Origin of the sequence: Engelhardtia mirabilis, from assembly GCF_007748095.1 — a bacterium.
Classification (GTDB): domain Bacteria; phylum Planctomycetota; class UBA1135; order UBA1135.
The window spans coordinates 1467035-1482832 of sequence record NZ_CP036287.1 but is presented as its reverse complement, the minus strand read 5'-3'; the positions used below and the strand labels follow the sequence as shown (position 1 = coordinate 1482832).

Sequence of the window (15798 nt, the reverse complement as noted above, 5' to 3'; positions counted from 1 at the left end):
GCGGTTCCGATCCGCAACACCACAAGGCCTTCGGGGCCCGCCCGCGTTCAGATCGCGGTCGGGCCCCGACTTCGTTCCAGGCTGCCGCCATCCCGATCCCGGGCATCGCTCGGCCTCGCGCCCAAGCCCCTCCGGCCTGGGGTCGATGAGCACCCCATGGATGCCGTCACCGCCGCCGTACGAGAGCAATACCAGCGCTTCCCGTACCCGGCCGGCCCGCCCCTGGTTCGGCAGGGGACCGATGCCCGCACGCTGCTCGCCACGGTCTCCCGCGCTCGCCCGGCGGCGGGCCCGATCCGAGCTCTCGACGCCGGCTGCGGCTGTGGAGTCGGGCTGATCGGCGCGGCCGTGCTCCAGAGCGACGTCCAGTTCACCGGCATCGATCTGTGCGATCGCTCCCTCGAAGCCGCCTCCCATTCGGCGGCCAGTCGCGGTCTGAACAACGTGTCGATCGAGAAGGTCGACCTGATGACCTTGGACGGTCTGACCGTGCCCGAGGGCGGCTTCGACGTCATCTACTCGTCCGGCGTCGTGCACCACCTGTCCGATCCCGCCCGGGGCCTCGCGCACCTGGCCGGGGTGCTGGCGCCCCATGGGGTGCTGAGCCTGATGGTGTACGGCACCAAGGGTCGCGAAGCCCTGTACCGCCTGGTGCGCGCCATCGACGCCCTGGTTCCGCGCGACCGCCCCCTCGAGGAGCGCCTGGAAGTCGGCCGGCGCCTGGTGCGCGACATGGAAAGCGGACCCCTGTTCGCCGGTCCCTGGGCCGACCTGGCGGAGATTGCCGACGTCGAGTTCGTCGACCGCTACTTGAACGTGAACGAGACCAGCTACGACGTCGACGGGGTGCTGGAGCTCGTCACCGGGGCCGGGCTCGACTTCGTGCGCTGGACCGAGCCGCGGGACTGGGACCTGCGCGAGGTCCTGCCCCCGGGCGCCTCGCGCGACCGGGCGCTGGAGCGGCCCGTGCGGCAGCAGTGGAAGCTCGTCGACGAGCTCACCTGGCGACCGCGACTGGAGCTCCTCGCGGCGCGGGCGGGCAACGCGCCGCGCGCGCCGCTGACCGCGGGGGAGCTCGACAGCGCGATCCTGTGCGTCAGTCCCGAGGCGAGCTTCGAGTCGGAGCGCCGCTTCCTGCGGGGAGCCTCACGCACCGAGTCCTGTAGCGTTCGCGTGCGGCGGGGCGAGCCCCTGCGCCTGGGGCCGGGTCCGGCCGCGCGAGCCGTGGCCCTGGTGACCGAGACCCCGGTGCCCTTCCTCGGGTTGGACCTGGTACAGGCATTGGTGCGCGAGGACTTCGCGGAGGCCGAGGCCCGCGCCGCCACCCTGGCCCTCGTGCAGGCGGAGGTCCTGTACCGCCCCCATCCCACCGAGGTCTGAGTCCGGCGCCGATTCGGCAATAGTCGGCCAGCCGGCGCGGATGCCCGGCGATGGCATCCCTCGCTGCCCTGCTGTTGCTCGCCGCCCTGCCCGCGTTGACGCCGCATTTCGGCTCGCTTGGTGCAGGGGACGAGGGCGACCCGCGCCGGGACGCCGCGCCGCCAGTCGACCGGGACGAGCTCGTCCTGCGGCTGCGCGATCTGATGCGGACAGGGATCGCCAAGCCCACGCCGTCGATGAGCTTCGTCCGGCGCCTGGCCACGGCGCAGGGAGCGGTCCCATCCCTGTTCGACGGCTCCTACGACTGGCATTCCTGCGTCTTCGCCCACTGGTCCCTGCTGGTCATCGCGCGCACCACCGGCGACGAGGAGCTGTCCGTCGAGCTCGCGGCGAAGCTGACGCCGACGGCCCTGGCCCGCGAGCTCGGCTACTTGGAGCAGGTCGATCCGCGGCTGCGCGCGACCGACCCCTACGATCGCGCCTGGCTGCTGCGCCTCTTGGCCGAGCTCGAACGCCACGGGTCGGCGAACCGTGCGGCCCTGGGCGAGCTGCGCGCGCGACTCGAGGCGGAGCTGCTCGACTGGCTCGAGCACCGCCCCTTCCCCGAGAACCCCACCCGCGACCCCCAGGTGCTCGGCGGTCGACCGTTCGTGGGCTACTACCAGTCCTGGCTGTTCACGTGGATCCAGCTGCGCTTGGCCGGCCCCACTTGCGCCGACGCCGCCACGCGACTCGAGGCCCAGCGCGTCGAACGCATCCTGCCGCAACGGTCCGCGGTGGCGGCCCACACCGACTACTCGGACTACGACTTCCTGTGGCTGCCCAGCCTGCAGGTCCTGGTCGAGGAGCTGAGCCCCGCGGGCCTGGCACCGATCCCCTTCGAGGTCGGCTCACCGATTCCGATCCCCGAGCGACTGACGACGGCCAACGTGCATCCCTTGGGCCTCGAGGTCACGCGCCTGTGGGCCCTGGGCGCCCTGGCCGCTCGGGGCGACGGGGCCGCCGCCGCGGACTTCGATCGGCGCCTGGCCGGAATCGTCGCGCGGCCCGAGCTGTGGAGCGAGGGCTTCGAGGCCGTGACCCACTGGGTGCCGCAGTTCCTGTTCGTGGCCTGCTGGATGCGCGACGGCAGGCCCTGAGCCGCCCGTGCTCAGAAGGCCTCGTCGACCAGGATCCGCGCCAGCTCCGCGGCCTCGTCACGGGCCACACCGCCGAAGCGGGCGGCGACCAACTCATCCACCAGCGCCGCCAGTCGCCCGGACGTGGCGGCCGCCACTCCCGCTGATCGCAGGCGCAGGTCCAGGTCCGGTCCGACCACGGCCGCCACGCTGCAGTCGAGGGCGCGGGCCAGGAACTCGATCAGGGCCGAGCCGACCATCGCCGAGGCGGATTCGTCGCGGTCCGCGTGGCCTTCCGTCAACTGCAGTGCGCGATCCAACTCGCCTCGCGCCGCGCGGGCCCGCTCCCGAGTGCGCTGCGCGCGCACCTGCACCTCGGTGGGCGCCATTGCCCGCGCGCCGCGGCGCCGAAGGGCCCACAGGCCGGCGGCCGCGATTGCCAGGGCCAGGGCCGCGATGCCTCCCAGCAGGCCGGGATTGCGAACGGTGTCGGAGTCGTCGCCAGAGCCTGCTGCGGTGCTCGCGGGCTCGTCAGCCCCCGACTCGAGGTCCAGCGCGGTACCGGATGCAGGAGCCGCCCGCACGACGATCGGGATCGGGTCGAGCGCGACGGTGCGGTAGACGCCGGCCACGGGATCGAAGGAGCTGACCTGCGGAACCGCCAGGTCGAGGGCCCCTTCGCGCAGGGGCTCGATGGTGTAGACCACTTCGACCTGCGTCGCGCCGCGGGTGAGCGTGCCATCGCTCGCGCGCAGGCCGGCGGAGGAGGGCAGATGAGGGGGCGAAGTGAAGCCCCCGAGGTCCGCGCCGCCAAGGGTCAGGCGCAGCTCCAACTTCTCGCCCAGGGTCAGGTCCCGCGGGCTCGCACCAGCTTGCACGGTCAGATCACCCAGGACGCCGATGAACGACGGCGGCCGACCCTGCTCGGGCAGGTCGCGGACCGCGAGCGTGGCCGCCTGCGCCTGGGCGAAGGCCTCGAAGTGATCGAGGGGCTGGCGACCGCCCAGGAAGCTCTCGCCGAACTCGGTGGCGTAGGCGAAGCGCAGGATCGGCCCGGTCAAGTCGACCGCGCCGGCGCCCTCCGCGCGGAAGTGCCGCGCGACGGTCACCGAGCGCCGCAGGCGCCCGTCCACTTCGCGGTCCTGCGACCGGTCGGCCCGCACGACGCTGCCGCCCAGGGCCAGGCTCGGCCCACTGCCGCCGAGTTCACCGTCGAGCGGGACCAGCAGGCCCTCGATGCCCTCGAACCAGGGCGCTCCGAGCAACACCTGGAGGTCCAACTCGCGCTGCACCAGGGGCACGGACCAGGTCTCGAAGAACGCCACGTCCAGGTCCAGGACCACGTTCAACTCGACCAGCTCGCCCACCCAGAGCGGCCGGCTCGGGACCGACAGGGTCACCGACGCCGCGTCCGCGGCATCGATCTGAGCCGCGGCGATCGGCGCCACCGGCGCAAAGCAGAGCGCCGCGATGAGGACCGACGTCACGGGCACGGAAGGGAATCCGACGTGGGGGGACAGGTGAACGGCGAGGGGGACGGTGTTTCCCGGCGGGCTGGGCAGCCGGAGCTTGCGCCAGCGGGCGCGGATCCTACGAGAACCGAGGGCGCCGCTGACCGGTTGCAAGAGGCGAGCCAGGTCGGCGACCGGGCACGATCTTCGCACGGGCCGCGCCCCGAGCGAGTGGCGACCCCCGGGGTCGCCCCCTTGGACCGGGCCGGGTCCACCAGCCGAGGATCGCGACAACCGATCCGGCTAGGCTAGCGCGGCCCCGATCCCGACCCCTTCCGAGTCCGACCATGCGAATCACTGCCGCCTCCCCCACCCTTGCGACGCTGGCCCTCGCCGGGCTGGTCACGCTGCTGCCGGCGCGCGCCCAGCTGGCTCCCTCCGCCACCGACCAGGACCCGCTCGGTGCGCCCGCCGAGACGGAGCAGGGAGCAACCCCCGCTGCGACGCAGGCGCCGACGGTCGGCGACCGCCGCAACCAGGGACTCGAGCGGGAGCAGATGTGGGCCGCGCCCACGGCCGAGGACTGGGCCAAGCCCTGCCTGATCCCATGGGAGCGGACCTTCGACGACGCCATCGCCGTGTCCCTCGCGACCGGCAAGCCGATTCTGGCCTGCGTCAACATGGACGGCGAGATCGCCAGCGAGCACTACGCCGGCGTGCGCTACCGCCAGCCCGAGGTGGCCTCGCTCTACGAGCCCTACGTGTGCGTGATCGCCTCGGTCTACCGGCACACGCCGCGGGACTACGACGAGCAGGGCCGGCGCATCCCCTGCCCGCGCTTCGGCACGGTCACCTGCGGCGAGCACATCCTCAACGAGCCCGAGCTGTACGACCGCTTCCTCGACGACGTGCGCGTGTCGCCGCGGCACATCATGATCGAGCTGGAGGGCGACGAGGTCTACGACGTGTACTACGCCCTCGACACGGCCTCGGTGTTCGACACGATCCGCGAGGGCATCGCCACGCGCACGCGCGAGCCCTATCCGGACACGGGCAACGATCGGCCGCTGCTCGATCGGGTCACCAGCCGCGCGTCGGACGACATGGAGATGGTCGAGCGCGCTTACGTCGACGGGAACGCGGACCTGCGGCGGGCGCTCCTGCGTCGAGCGACCGAGGCCGGGGGCGACGCGCCCATCGACCTGTTGCGACTGGCGATCTACGGGCTCGATCCGGAGCTCGCGGACCTGGCCCGCGAGGCCCTGGTGCAGACCTCGAACCCCAAGGCGGCGGACCTGATCGCCGAGGCCCTGCGGGTGCCGATGCCGGCCGACGACCGCGAGGCGCTGTTGGCCGCCCTCGAGCGGCAGGACGCGCACACGCCCTGGGCCAAGTCCCTGTCGGCGGTCTACCGCGGGCTCGCCACGCGCTCCGAGTCGTTGGACGTCGACAGTTGGACCCGCGCCCTGGAGGGGGCCGAGGCGCCGATGGAGCGTCGCGATCGCGTCCAGGTGGTCTCGCGCCTCGAGTACGGCGGCGCGGCGGCCAAGGCCCAGCCCACCGATCCGGCCTTGAAGCTCGAGTTGGCGGAGGCCTCCCTGGCCCTGGCCGTCGATCCCCAGGCCGCGGCGGTGCTCGGCAACGGCGGGGGCGTCGTGCGCAGCTACCAGCAGCTCCTGCTCGAGGACGCGCGGCGCGCCGCGCTCGAGGCCGAGCAGCTGGGCGCCACCGGTTGGCGCGTGGACGCCACCGTGGCCATCGCCGCCTTCTTCCTGGGCGACATCGCCCAGGCGCGCACGCGCGCCGACGCCGCCGTGGGCGAGATGCCGCCCGGCCAGGCGGATTGGAGCGCGATCTCGGTGCTCTCGATCTTCGCCGAGGCGCGGCGCGAGGCGATCACCGAGGCCGTGGCCGCGGGCAACGACTGGCCCCGCGAGTGGCTGACCGACGTCCACGCCGCCTACTCGGTGATCAATCGTCACCCCCTCGGCACCGAGGCGTCGGTGGTCAAGCACGTGGACTTCCTGCGCACCCTCGGCGCGGTGGATCGCGCCTGGGCGGCCCTCGACGAGGGCCTGATGCGCTATCCCGACTCCTGGGACCTGCACGGTCGCAAGCGCGCGCAGGTGCTCTATCAACTCGGCTACCGCGGCCTCGAGCCGGCCTACCAGGCCATGCTCGCCTCCGAGTACGCCTCGCCCAACACGCCCTGGTACGCGGGCTTCGCTTCGCTGACGGCGGCCGAGTTCCACCGCCGGTCCGGTGAGCGCGAAGAGGCCCTGGCCGCCTACTCGCGCGCGATCGACTACTACGACCAGTCGGTGGCCAACAACCCCGACAACCTCGAGAGCGCGGACCACTACGCGGCCATGGCCCTGGCCGGTCGCGCCCGCGTCTTGATGGAGCTGGGGAGGCTCGAGCCGGCGGTGGCCGAGATCGAGGCCTCGTTCGCGCGCCGGCCCCAGGCGGCGGATGCCCTCGATGGCCTCAACCTCTCGGGCGTGGCCACCGCCCAGGCCCTGCGCTACCGCGCCAACCGCGCGGAGCGCGTGGACCTCGCCCACCGTGTCCAGGCGGCCCTCGACGTGCTGCCGAACGACAAGCTGCTGCCGGCGCCCTTCGACCGCGTGGGACCCGCCACCCGCAGCGCCGACGGCCGCCGCCCCCTGGGCCAGGACGACGGCAACGACGGTTGATCGCCGGCGCGGCGACCTCCCCCGGAGCGGACTCGTTCAGTCCGCTTCGGGGCCGGGCACGACCACCACGGCGCCCTCGGTGTCGCGCACGGTCGCGTGGGCGACGCTGCCCAGCAGGAAGCGCGAGAAGCCGCTGCGACCCTGGGTGCCCATCACGACCAGGTCTCCGGCGCGCCGCTCCTCGGAGACCGCGATGCGCGGATCGCCCTCGGCGAAGATCGACTGCAGCGACACGGCCGGGGTTTCCTCGAGCTCGGCGATCCAGCGTTCCAGCTCGCCCCGCTCCTGGTCGCGATCGGCCTCGACCACGTAATTCGCGCCGGCCAATCCCGAGCCGTCGGGGTCGTAGGCGAAGCTCGGGGGCACGTAGCAGTGCAACAGGGTCAAGGGCGCGCCGAAGGCCACCGAGTAGCCGATGGCGTGGTGCACCGCCGCGCGGCTGTGGTCGGAGAAGTCGATCGGCACCAGTACGCGCTCGATCGGCTCGACGGGGGCGGTCTGGTTCCAGACGGGGATCGGCGAGTGGCCGAGCACGGCGCGGGTGGTCGAGCCGAACTCGAACAGCTTGCGCTCGGCGTGGGGGCCGATCACGAGCAGGTCGGCGCCCGTGGCCTCGGCGCGCTTCAGGAGGGCCTCGGCCACGTGGCCGGGGACCGTCTCCACCTCGCAGGTGGTCAGCTTGACGTCGCTGTTGGCTGCACGGGCCTTCGCCACCCGCTCTTCGACCTCGGCCCGCGCCTTCGCGAAGGCCTCGCCGTTCAGCTTGGCCAGCTCCTCCTTGCGCACCACCGGCCCACGCGGGAGCGGCGCTTCGACCACGTGCAAGACGTCCAGCTCGGCCTCGAAGCGTCCGGCCAGGTCGAAGGCCCGGACCAGGGCGTCCTGGGAGAGTCCGCGGGTGTCGGCGCCGACGAGGATGCGACGGATGGAGTCGGGGCGGTTCATGGAGGGACCTGGTGTGGGTTCGGAGGGGCCTCTGGGCCGGTGGCGGCGCATTTCGGAGCCGCGAGTCCACTTTAGCGTTCAGGGCCCTGGCCGGACACCCGTCCGCGGAGCTGTGACAGACTTGCGGGCTCCCCCAAGCCCTCCGAGGACTCTCCCATCGTGACCTGCCCCCGCTCCCTGCGCCCCGCCCTGCTCGCCCTGGTGGCGTGCCTCGTCGCCCCCCTCGCCGCAGCCCAGGCCCCCGCCGGCTACTACGACACGGTCGACGCCTCCTCCGCCGCGACCCTGCGGTCCTCCCTGCACGCGGTGATCGACGACCACCAGCGCTTCCCCTTCACCTCGGGCGGCACCGACACCTGGGACATCCTCGAGCTGGCCGACGAGGACCCCGGCAACGCGGGCAGGATTCTCGACGTCTACCGCAACGCGAGCTACCCCAAGCAGGGCGGTGGGAACTCCTTCTACTCGCGCGAGCACTCCTGGCCGAGTTCGCTGGGCTTCCCCAACGACTCCGGCTCCAACTACCCCTACAGCGACTGCCACGGGCTGTTCCTGAGTGACGACGCCTACAACGGCGCGCGCAGCAACAAGCCCTACCGCAACTGCGACCCGACCTGCGCCGAGTGGCCCACCGACCCCAATGCCGGCGCCGGCGGCGGCTCGGGCAGCTACCCGGGCAACTCGAACTGGACCACGGGCTTTCAAACCGCGGGGACCTGGGAGACGTGGAACGGCCGCCGCGGCGACGTGGCGCGGGCGATCCTGTACCTCGACGTGCGCTACGAGGGCGGCACCCACGGCGGCACCGGCGCGTCGGAGCCCGACCTGATCGTGACCAATGACGAAGCGTTGATCATCGCCAGCGCCACCGGGAACAACGAGAGCGTGGCCTACATGGGCATCCGCGACGTGCTCTTGCAATGGGCCGCGGAGGATCCGGTCGACGCCAAGGAACTGGCGCGCAACGACGCGGTCTTCGCCTTCCAGGGCAACCGCAACCCCTTCATCGACCACCCCGAGTGGATCGACATCCTGTGGGGCACCGGCACGGCCACGGGCGAGCTGTGGATCAACGAGTTCCACTACGACAACGGCGGCGCCGACGTCGGTGAGTTCGTCGAGGTGGCCGGCACGGCCGGCCTCAACCTCGCCGGCTATCGCATCCTGGCCTACAACGGCGGCGACGGGGCGCCCTACGGCTCGGTCGACCTGGTGGGCCTGGTGCCCGACGCCGGCGGTTGCCTCGGGACCGTCTCCTTCGCCTTCCCCGACCTGCAGAACGGCTCGCCCGATGGGCTCGCGCTGGTCGATCCGCTCGACAACGTGCTCGAGTTCTGGAGCTACGAGGGCGCCTTCACGGCCACCGACGGTCCGGCCTTCGGTCTGACCTCCACTGACGTGGGCGTCGAGGAGTCCGCCGCTGCGCCGCTCGGTCTCGCGCTCGCGCGCATCGGCACGGGCACCACCGGTGCCGACTTCGCCTGGGGCGGGCCGCAGGCCGAATCCCCCGGCGCACTCAACGCTGGCCAGGTCTTCGGCGACGCATGCACGGCTCCCACGGGCCCCCCGGCCCCCACCGGGCTCGCGGGCGTGTCCTGCGCCGGCGCGGTCAAGCTGACTTGGACCGGGAGCCTCGATCCGGGCGTCACCGGCTACGGCGTCTACCGCTCGAGCTTCTCGGGCTTCGGCTACGTGCCCCTGCCCGGGAGCCCCGTGACTTCGCCGACCTACCTGGACACCGGCGCCAGCTCGGGCACGACCGCCTACTACGTCGTGACGGCCATCGACGGTAGCGGTGAGTCGGACTTCTCGACCGAGCTCGCCATCGGCGTGCAGGGCGGCGGGGCGGCCGGCACGCCCTGGATCAACGAGCTGCACTACGACGACGAGAGCACCGACGACGGCGAGTTCGTGGAGGTCGCCGGTCCGGCCGGTCTCGACCTGAATGGCTGGATCCTGGTGGGCTACAACGGCTCGACCCAGGTCAGCTACTCGTCGGTGAACCTGTCGGGGACGATCGCGGATGAAGCCGGTTGCGTCGGCGCCCTGGCCTTCCCCTTCGCCGGTCTGCAGAACGGCGCGCCCGACGGGATCGCGCTGGTGGATCCCCAGGGCAACGCGGTCGAGTTCATCTCCTACGAGGGCAGCTTCACCGCGTCCGGCGGAGCGGCGGACGGCATGCTCTCGACCGACATCGGCGTGTCCGAGACCAACTCGACGCCGGCCGGCCTGTCTCTGCAGCGCACGGGCAGCGGCTTCAGCGCGGGGGACTTCGGCGGTTGGGCCGGCCCCACGGCGCAGACGCCCGGCGCGGTCAACGCCGGCCAGAGCTTCGTGGGCGGCTGCGCGACACTGGTCCAGGCCTACGGCTGTGGCCTGAACCCGGCGGGCAGCCTGCAACTGCTGTCGGGCAACCCGACGGTCGGCGCGACGCTGGTCTTCGGCGTCGACAACCCGACCGGCAACCAGACCGTGGGCTCGATCTCGCTGCTGTTGATCTCGCTCTCGCCCGATCCCGGCTTCCCCTGCGGGACGCCGATCCCCGGCTTCGGCATGGGCGGCCCGGGACTCCCCGGCGAACTGCTGATCTCGACCCTGCCCGGTCAACTGATCCAGCCGACCCTCGTGGGTCCGGCCTGGGCCGGCGCCGGCAGCCCTGCGCCGATCGCCATCGCCGTGCCCTTCGACTGCGTCCTCGCGGGCCTGGTCTTCTACGTGCAGGGCGCGCTGATCGATCCCTTCGGGCCGACCGGCATCGGCCTGACCGAAGGCGCCCGGGTCACCCTGGCGAACTGAGCCGGCCCCAGGCGAAGGCCGAGCCGCCGAGACCCGCACCGGTCTCGGCGGCCCGCGCCAAGAGCGCCGCGATCACGGCGGCCTCGGGGTGGTCGCTGCCCACCGACGCGAGGCGCGCGCCGATCGACGCGGACAGGGCCGCGAGATCCTCGACCGCGGGCTTCAAGTGCGTCTCGAGTTCGACCGTCGCGTCCGGGGCCGCGGCCAGTATCAGCGCGGCCAACTCCAGCGGGGCGAAGCCCTCGCCGTGGACCATGCCGGCGCGGCGGTCGTCGGCGCGCAGCCACTGGTCGATGCGCCAGCCCACGTCCTGCGAGGGCTGGAAGCGGTCGTACCAGGGCTCGGCCAGGAGCACGCCGACGCTCGCCACGCGCAGGGCCTCGGCCACCGCGCGCGGGGGGTCGACCAGGTGGTGCGGCACGTGGCGCATGGTGACCCACTCGAAGGCGCCGTCCTCGAAGGGCAGTTGCTCGGCGCGGCCCCTGCGTACGTCGAGGCCCGCTCGCACCAACTCCTCGGCGCGCTCGGCGTCCTCCTCCAACCCGACCGCGGCGACGCCCGCCGCTTCGCAGCGCCGCAGCAGACCTCCGCGCCCACATCCGACGTCGAGCACCGAGCCGGGCGCCTGCTCCAACAGGCGCTGGGCGAAGCGATCGAACAGGTAGGCGCGGTTGTCTTCGCGAGTGACCAGGGGCAGGTCGGGCATGGGCGGACTCGGGCCGGAGCGGGAAGATGAAGGTCTGCGCCCCAGGTTAGCGGGCGCCGACCGCTTGGCCGACGCCCGCAGGGAACTCACGACCCCAGCACGATCTGGAGCCGGTTCGAGACCGAGAACTGCGGCGCGAGGGCGCAGGGGGTCGAGCCCGGCGTCGGTGTCGTGAACTGCGCCTCGAAGGGCTGACCGACCAGCGACGCCTCACAGGGCACCTGCAATACGACCTGACTCGCCCCGTTCAAGGTCGGGTAGACCGTCGTGGCCTGGAAAGGCAGCCAGGCGCAGGCGTCGCAGAAGAATGGCGTCGCGGGCGCGGTCAGGTTCAGGACCGTGGCCGGCGAGGTCGGCTCCGCCCCCACCAGGGTCAGCTGGAAGTAGCCGTTGCCGATCGTCGGGTTGCCGGACGGCACGATCGTGCCGCCGGCCCCGCAGGCGCCGCCCAGGTCCGTCAGGCTGCCGCCGGAGAGCGAGTCGAAGCGTCGACCGCCGACGTTGCCGCCCGCTGTGACGGTGTCGTAGCTGAAGACGATCAGCCCCTCGCCCTGGCCGGGCACACCGCCCGAGGCCACCGACGCGATGCCCAGCTCGACGCCGCCGCTGGGCGGCGTGTAGGCGGTCACCGTCGCCGATGCTCCGCAGGGCTTCGCATCGGTGGCGCTGAAGTCCTGGGTCAGGACCGTCCAGGTGTTCTGGAACAACGACTTGACCGACCAGACCAGGGTGGCGCGACCGGGGGTCCAGGCCAGCTCGTAGTCCGACAGGGCGGTCAAGGACTGGGTCACCACGCTCGAGCCCGTGACGACCAGTTGGCCGCCTTGAATCGCGAGAGAGCTGATCTCGAGTTCGCGCAGGGTCGGGTTGGCTTCGCGCTCGTAGGCCACCACGAACTGTGGTCCCAGGGTGGCGCCGCCGTCCGCGCGCGGCGCGAGCTCGTCGACGCTGTTGAAGGTCAGTCCTACGGAGCTCGTGGTCGGCTGACCCGCGCGGTCCAAGGCCACGGCGCGGACCTCCCAGTCGCCATCGATGAAGCTGAAGCTGCGGTAGGCCAAGAGCACCACGCCGATCGCGCCCCCCGTGGCGGCGATCGACGGAGAGTCCATGTTGGTGAAGAACACGTCGTTGTCGGTGATCTGCACCGTGGCGCCGCCGACGGGGTTGCCGGTCGGAGGCACGCTCACCGGGCGGGTGTAGATGCCGGCGCTCGAGCTCTTGCGGTGCCAAGTGACCAGGGCGTCCGTGTACTTCGCCTTGTTCTGGGCCTCGCCGGCCACATCGAACTCGCCGATACCGTCTGCCGAGAAGGAGACCAACAGCGTCACCGTGCTCGACAGGCTCCCGTCCGCGGCCAGGCAGGCCTGCGCGACGAGGTCCTCGCCGAACACGCCGTCACGGCTCCAGACCACCAGGAAGCGATCGGACCAGGTCACGTTCGCCACGTGCGGCGCGCCCGTCGCCGAGCCCGTGCCGCCGGCGTCCTGGCCGAAGAAGACCACCGGCCCGATCAAGTTCCCCGCGGAGCCCACCCGTTGGCCGCGAATCCTCACGTCGCTGGCAGAGAAGGCGCGGCGCCAAACAACCAGATAGGTGTCGGTCGTGGCGTCGTAGGCCAGGTCGGGATCACCGTCGTCCCAGGTCTCGTTGTTGATGCCGAACACCGATCCGATCAGTGGATCGACCACCAGGGGATAGGTAGCGGTCGCGACGAAGTCCGCGGGGAGCACGAGGTCGAGGTGGCCATCCGCGGCGCGCAGCTCGCCGGGGCAGGTGCGGCCGTCCGCGTCGACGCCGGTCACGCCGCCCATGCGCGCGCCACCTGAGGGACCGCTGAAGTCGAGGCCGCCGTCGTCGGTCGCGACAGCGAGGGGCGCGAGGGTGCCGAAGAGGTCGCAGCGCACGATCAACTCGCCCCCGCCCGCGGGCGGCGCGGCGAGTACGAAGCTCTGGGCGATACCCTCGGCACCCACGGCGTAGACCTCGGTCACGCCCGACCCCCGCGCGTAACGCACCTGGTCGCCCTCCACCGTGGGTGAGGCGGGCGCGAGGATGAGGTCAGCGGGGCCGCCGCGCCCGATGCTGCGCGCGACGATCCGCAGGGACTCCGTGCGCGGCGCGCTGGGTCCCAGGATCGGCGTGTAGGTCACGCCGAGCTGGTCGAAGGAGGCCTCGAAGGCGTCGGTGGAGACGAGTGCGCCACTGGGCGAGGGCACCGCAAGCGCGGAGTTGGCGAGCGCGGCGATGTCCACTCCCTCGCCGTGCGCTGCGGCGGAGAGGGCCAGGAAGAGGCCGAACAGGGCCGGTGCGGCGAGCTTGAGTTGCATGGAGTTCTCCCCTGAGAACCTTGGACGTCGGGGACGCGACCCGTGCCCACTCGGACCTCGGCCGCGCAGGGGGAGTTCGGCTCCACCCCGTCCTGTCCATCCATGAGTGATCGCGAACGTCTCCCAGTCTCTGCGAAAGTCGAGCTCGACTCCCCGCGAGCGGCGCCGGCGCTGCGCTACTCGTCGGCGTCCAGGTAGCCCAGCTCGCGCAGCATCGCCAGGGTGTCGGCCCCCGCGCTGCCGAGGGTCGGCAGGACACGCAGGGCGTCCGCCGTCTCAGCTCGCAACAACTCGTCCAAGAGCGCTGCGGTCACCTCTGGCTGCTCGCCCGACAGGTCGACGGTCTGGGCCGGATCGGCCAGGACGTCGAACAGGGCCGTGCGCGCCGGGTCGGCCTGGTCCAGGGGCAGGGGCGGCGCTCCCCAAGCCGAACCGTTGATGGCGTGGATCAGGGTCCAGCGCCCCTCGCGCGCGCCCACCTGACGGATCTGCTGTCGGTCGTGCCAATGGCCGGCGCTGTTGGCGAAGGTGGGCGGCGAGGGGGAGCGCGGCGCGAACAGGTCCACGCCGTCGCCACCGAAGGGCACGCCCGCCAGGTCGCAGAGGGTCGCCGCCAGGTCGCGGTTGCTGACGGGCTCGGGCAACCGTCGCCCCGATCCGACGCCGGGCCCGGCGATCACCAGGGGCACGCGCACGACCTCCTCGTAGAGGGTGTGTCCGTGCAGCAGGGCGCCGTGGTCCAGGAACTCCTCGCCGTGGTCGGAGGTCACCGCCACCAGGGTGCTGTCGGTCAGGCCGAGCTCGCCCAGCCGGTCGAGCAGGTCGCCGATCCAGCGGTCCGCGGTCCAGATCGCGCGGTCGTAGGTGGTCAGGGCCCAGGCGAGCTGCTCCGGACTGATCGCCGCGGCGAGGCGCGAGTTGCCCTCGGCATCGAAGGTGCTGGCCCCGCGCAGGGCGCGCGCGCGCAGGGAGACCATGCCGCCGGGCGGATAGCCGCGCGGCTTCTGCCCGGGGAAGAGCTGCTCCGCCCGCGGCAGCCACTCGTGGGGCTCGTGGGGATCGACCAGGTGCAGGTAGAGGAAGAAGCGGCTCCCCGCGTGGGCGCCGACCCACTCCATGGCCTCGGGCACCAGCACGTCGGCGTCGAGCATCTCCCCCGCCGTGGTGTGGCGGAAGGTCTCGAAGCCCTGGTCGAAGTTCTGCTGGGGCACGATCAGCGGGTTGCCAGCGAAGGCGGCCGTGCGCAGGCCGCCGAAGGCCAGGGCTTCGGCCAGGGTCTCGAGCTCGCCGTGTAGATAGCTGCTCAGCGAGCTGGTGACGCCGTGGGCCGCGGAAGTACGTCCGGTGAAGATCGAGGCCGTGGAAGGCCAGGTCCACGAGGACGTGGCGTAGGTCTGCTCGAACAGGGTGCCGCGCGCGGCGAGGCGATCGATGCGCGGCGTCGTGGGGCGGTCGTGACCGTAGGCGCCCACGTGGTCCGCGCGCAGTGTGTCGACCACGATCAGCACCACGTTGGGGCGGGCGGGACTGGCCTGCTGCTCGGGCAGCTCGCGCTCCTCGACCCAGGCCAGGCGGGCGAAGGCCCCGCGCGGCGGCGGCTGGTCGATGGCCGCTGCGCCCTCGAGGGTGCAGCGCAGCCGTACCTCGGCGCCCGCATCCACGCGCAGGCCGCCCAACGGACCGCGATCTCGACTCGATCCGGAAGCCGCCAAGGCGACGGGCGGCGCGGGCTCGTCGGCGAGGGGCCGCCAGGTGCGGTCGTCGCCGCCCCGCAGCCGGCGCGCGGCGCGCAGCTCGCCGTCGACCAGCACCTCGAGCACCAGGGCCAGTTCGGGTTCCGCGTCGAGCTGGTCCCAGGCCGCGCCGTCGGCACCCAGGGCGCCCACCAGGCGCCAACGACTCGCACCTTCCACGTCGAGGCCGAAGGACACCTCTCCACCGGGCCCGAGCAGGAGCGCCGGAAGGCTGTGCTTGTCCGCCCGCAGGGCCGGGCTGGGTGTCGCCATGGCGACCTCGATCGGAGCGCTGCCGTTGGCCTCGATCGCCCATTGGGGCTCGCCCAGGAGGATCTCCCGCTGCAGGGCCCGGGCCGTCCACGTCGGCGCAGGCCCCCCCTCGCCCGCACAGGCAATCGGAAGCGCGGCACAGACCAGCGCGAGGCGGTTAGCGAGGGCCATCTGCCGGGGAGTCTACGGCGCCGGCCACGCCGCGCGGCAGGATCAGCCGGCGGACGGCGGAGTCATGCGGCCGAACCGCTGCCCCGGAGCGCGCCTCGAGCGCCGCATCCACCGTCGCGATCGACGGCGGCCCGGTTTTGCCTCGTCCCCACGCTCGCTGCAGGGTCGCACTCCCGTTCATACGGTTGGCGCTCCCCAGGGC

9 protein-coding genes are annotated in these 15798 nt (G+C 72.5%); 4 read left to right on the top strand and 5 right to left on the bottom strand.

The annotated features are described in order from the left end of the window. The first annotated feature begins 156 nt into the window (after positions 1 to 156). On the top strand, positions 157 to 1380 hold the full coding sequence (locus Pla133_RS05375; protein WP_145063241.1) for a class I SAM-dependent methyltransferase: 1224 nt from the start codon (positions 157 to 159) through the stop codon (positions 1378 to 1380). A 50-nt stretch (positions 1381 to 1430) separates the two neighbouring features. After that, on the top strand, positions 1431 to 2519 hold the full coding sequence (locus tag Pla133_RS05370) for a DUF2891 family protein (RefSeq protein ID WP_145063239.1): 1089 nt from the start codon (positions 1431 to 1433) through the stop codon (positions 2517 to 2519). Positions 2520 to 2530: 11 nt separating this feature from the next. Here the strand turns inward: Pla133_RS05370 and Pla133_RS05365 are convergent, their stop codons facing one another. Further along, entirely contained in the window at positions 2531 to 3985 is a 1455-nt protein-coding gene (locus tag Pla133_RS05365; protein WP_145063237.1) for a BatD family protein, read from the bottom strand. Between the two features lie 311 nt (positions 3986 to 4296). Here Pla133_RS05365 and Pla133_RS05360 point away from each other — a divergent pair, with 311 nt between their 5' ends. After that, the gene (locus Pla133_RS05360) at positions 4297 to 6645 is read left to right on the top strand and encodes a hypothetical protein (RefSeq protein ID WP_145063235.1); all 2349 of its coding nucleotides are present in this window, start codon (positions 4297 to 4299) and stop codon (positions 6643 to 6645) included. Positions 6646 to 6681: 36 nt separating this feature from the next. On the opposite strand, the gene Pla133_RS05355 is transcribed toward Pla133_RS05360, so the two are convergent. Beyond that, positions 6682 to 7590 (bottom strand): universal stress protein, encoded by a 909-nt coding sequence (locus Pla133_RS05355; RefSeq protein WP_419192158.1) that lies wholly within the window; start codon positions 7588 to 7590, stop codon positions 6682 to 6684. Positions 7591 to 7749: 159 nt separating this feature from the next. Between Pla133_RS05355 and Pla133_RS05350 the strand changes: the two genes are divergently transcribed. Beyond that, positions 7750 to 10386, top strand: a complete 2637-nt coding sequence (locus Pla133_RS05350) for an endonuclease (RefSeq protein WP_145063231.1) — start codon at positions 7750 to 7752, stop codon at positions 10384 to 10386. On the opposite strand, the gene Pla133_RS05345 is transcribed toward Pla133_RS05350, so the two are convergent. The 3 genes from Pla133_RS05345 to Pla133_RS05335 all read right to left on the bottom strand — a co-directional run bounded on the left by Pla133_RS05345 (position 10370) and on the right by Pla133_RS05335 (position 15596). Beyond that, positions 10370 to 11092: a class I SAM-dependent methyltransferase gene (locus Pla133_RS05345; protein WP_145063229.1), complete on the bottom strand. Its 723-nt coding sequence runs from the start codon at positions 11090 to 11092 to the stop codon at positions 10370 to 10372. The two genes, Pla133_RS05350 and Pla133_RS05345, sit on opposite strands and share 17 nt — an antisense overlap. 86 nt (positions 11093 to 11178) lie before the next feature. Continuing rightward, positions 11179 to 13419: a hypothetical protein gene (locus tag Pla133_RS05340; protein WP_145063227.1), complete on the bottom strand. Its 2241-nt coding sequence runs from the start codon at positions 13417 to 13419 to the stop codon at positions 11179 to 11181. Positions 13420 to 13595: 176 nt separating this feature from the next. Then, positions 13596 to 15596 carry a sulfatase gene (locus Pla133_RS05335; protein ID WP_145063225.1) on the bottom strand — a complete coding sequence of 667 codons (2001 nt, stop codon included), beginning with the start codon at positions 15594 to 15596 and terminating at the stop codon, positions 13596 to 13598. Positions 15597 to 15798 lie beyond the last annotated feature (202 nt).

Bases quoted from the DNA above. Each gene is read 5' to 3' on its own strand.
- Pla133_RS05375 (WP_145063241.1), top strand. From the start codon at position 157: ATGGATGCCGTCACCGCCGCCGTACGAGAGCAATACCAGCGCTTCCCG.
- Pla133_RS05370 (WP_145063239.1), top strand. From the start codon at position 1,431: ATGGCATCCCTCGCTGCCCTGCTGTTGCTCGCCGCCCTGCCCGCGTTG.
- Pla133_RS05360 (WP_145063235.1), top strand. From the start codon at position 4,297: ATGCGAATCACTGCCGCCTCCCCCACCCTTGCGACGCTGGCCCTCGCC.
- Pla133_RS05355 (WP_419192158.1), bottom strand. From the start codon at position 7,590: ATGAACCGCCCCGACTCCATCCGTCGCATCCTCGTCGGCGCCGACACC.
- Pla133_RS05345 (WP_145063229.1), bottom strand. From the start codon at position 11,092: ATGCCCGACCTGCCCCTGGTCACTCGCGAAGACAACCGCGCCTACCTG.
- Pla133_RS05340 (WP_145063227.1), bottom strand. From the start codon at position 13,419: ATGCAACTCAAGCTCGCCGCACCGGCCCTGTTCGGCCTCTTCCTGGCC.
- Pla133_RS05335 (WP_145063225.1), bottom strand. From the start codon at position 15,596: ATGGCCCTCGCTAACCGCCTCGCGCTGGTCTGTGCCGCGCTTCCGATT.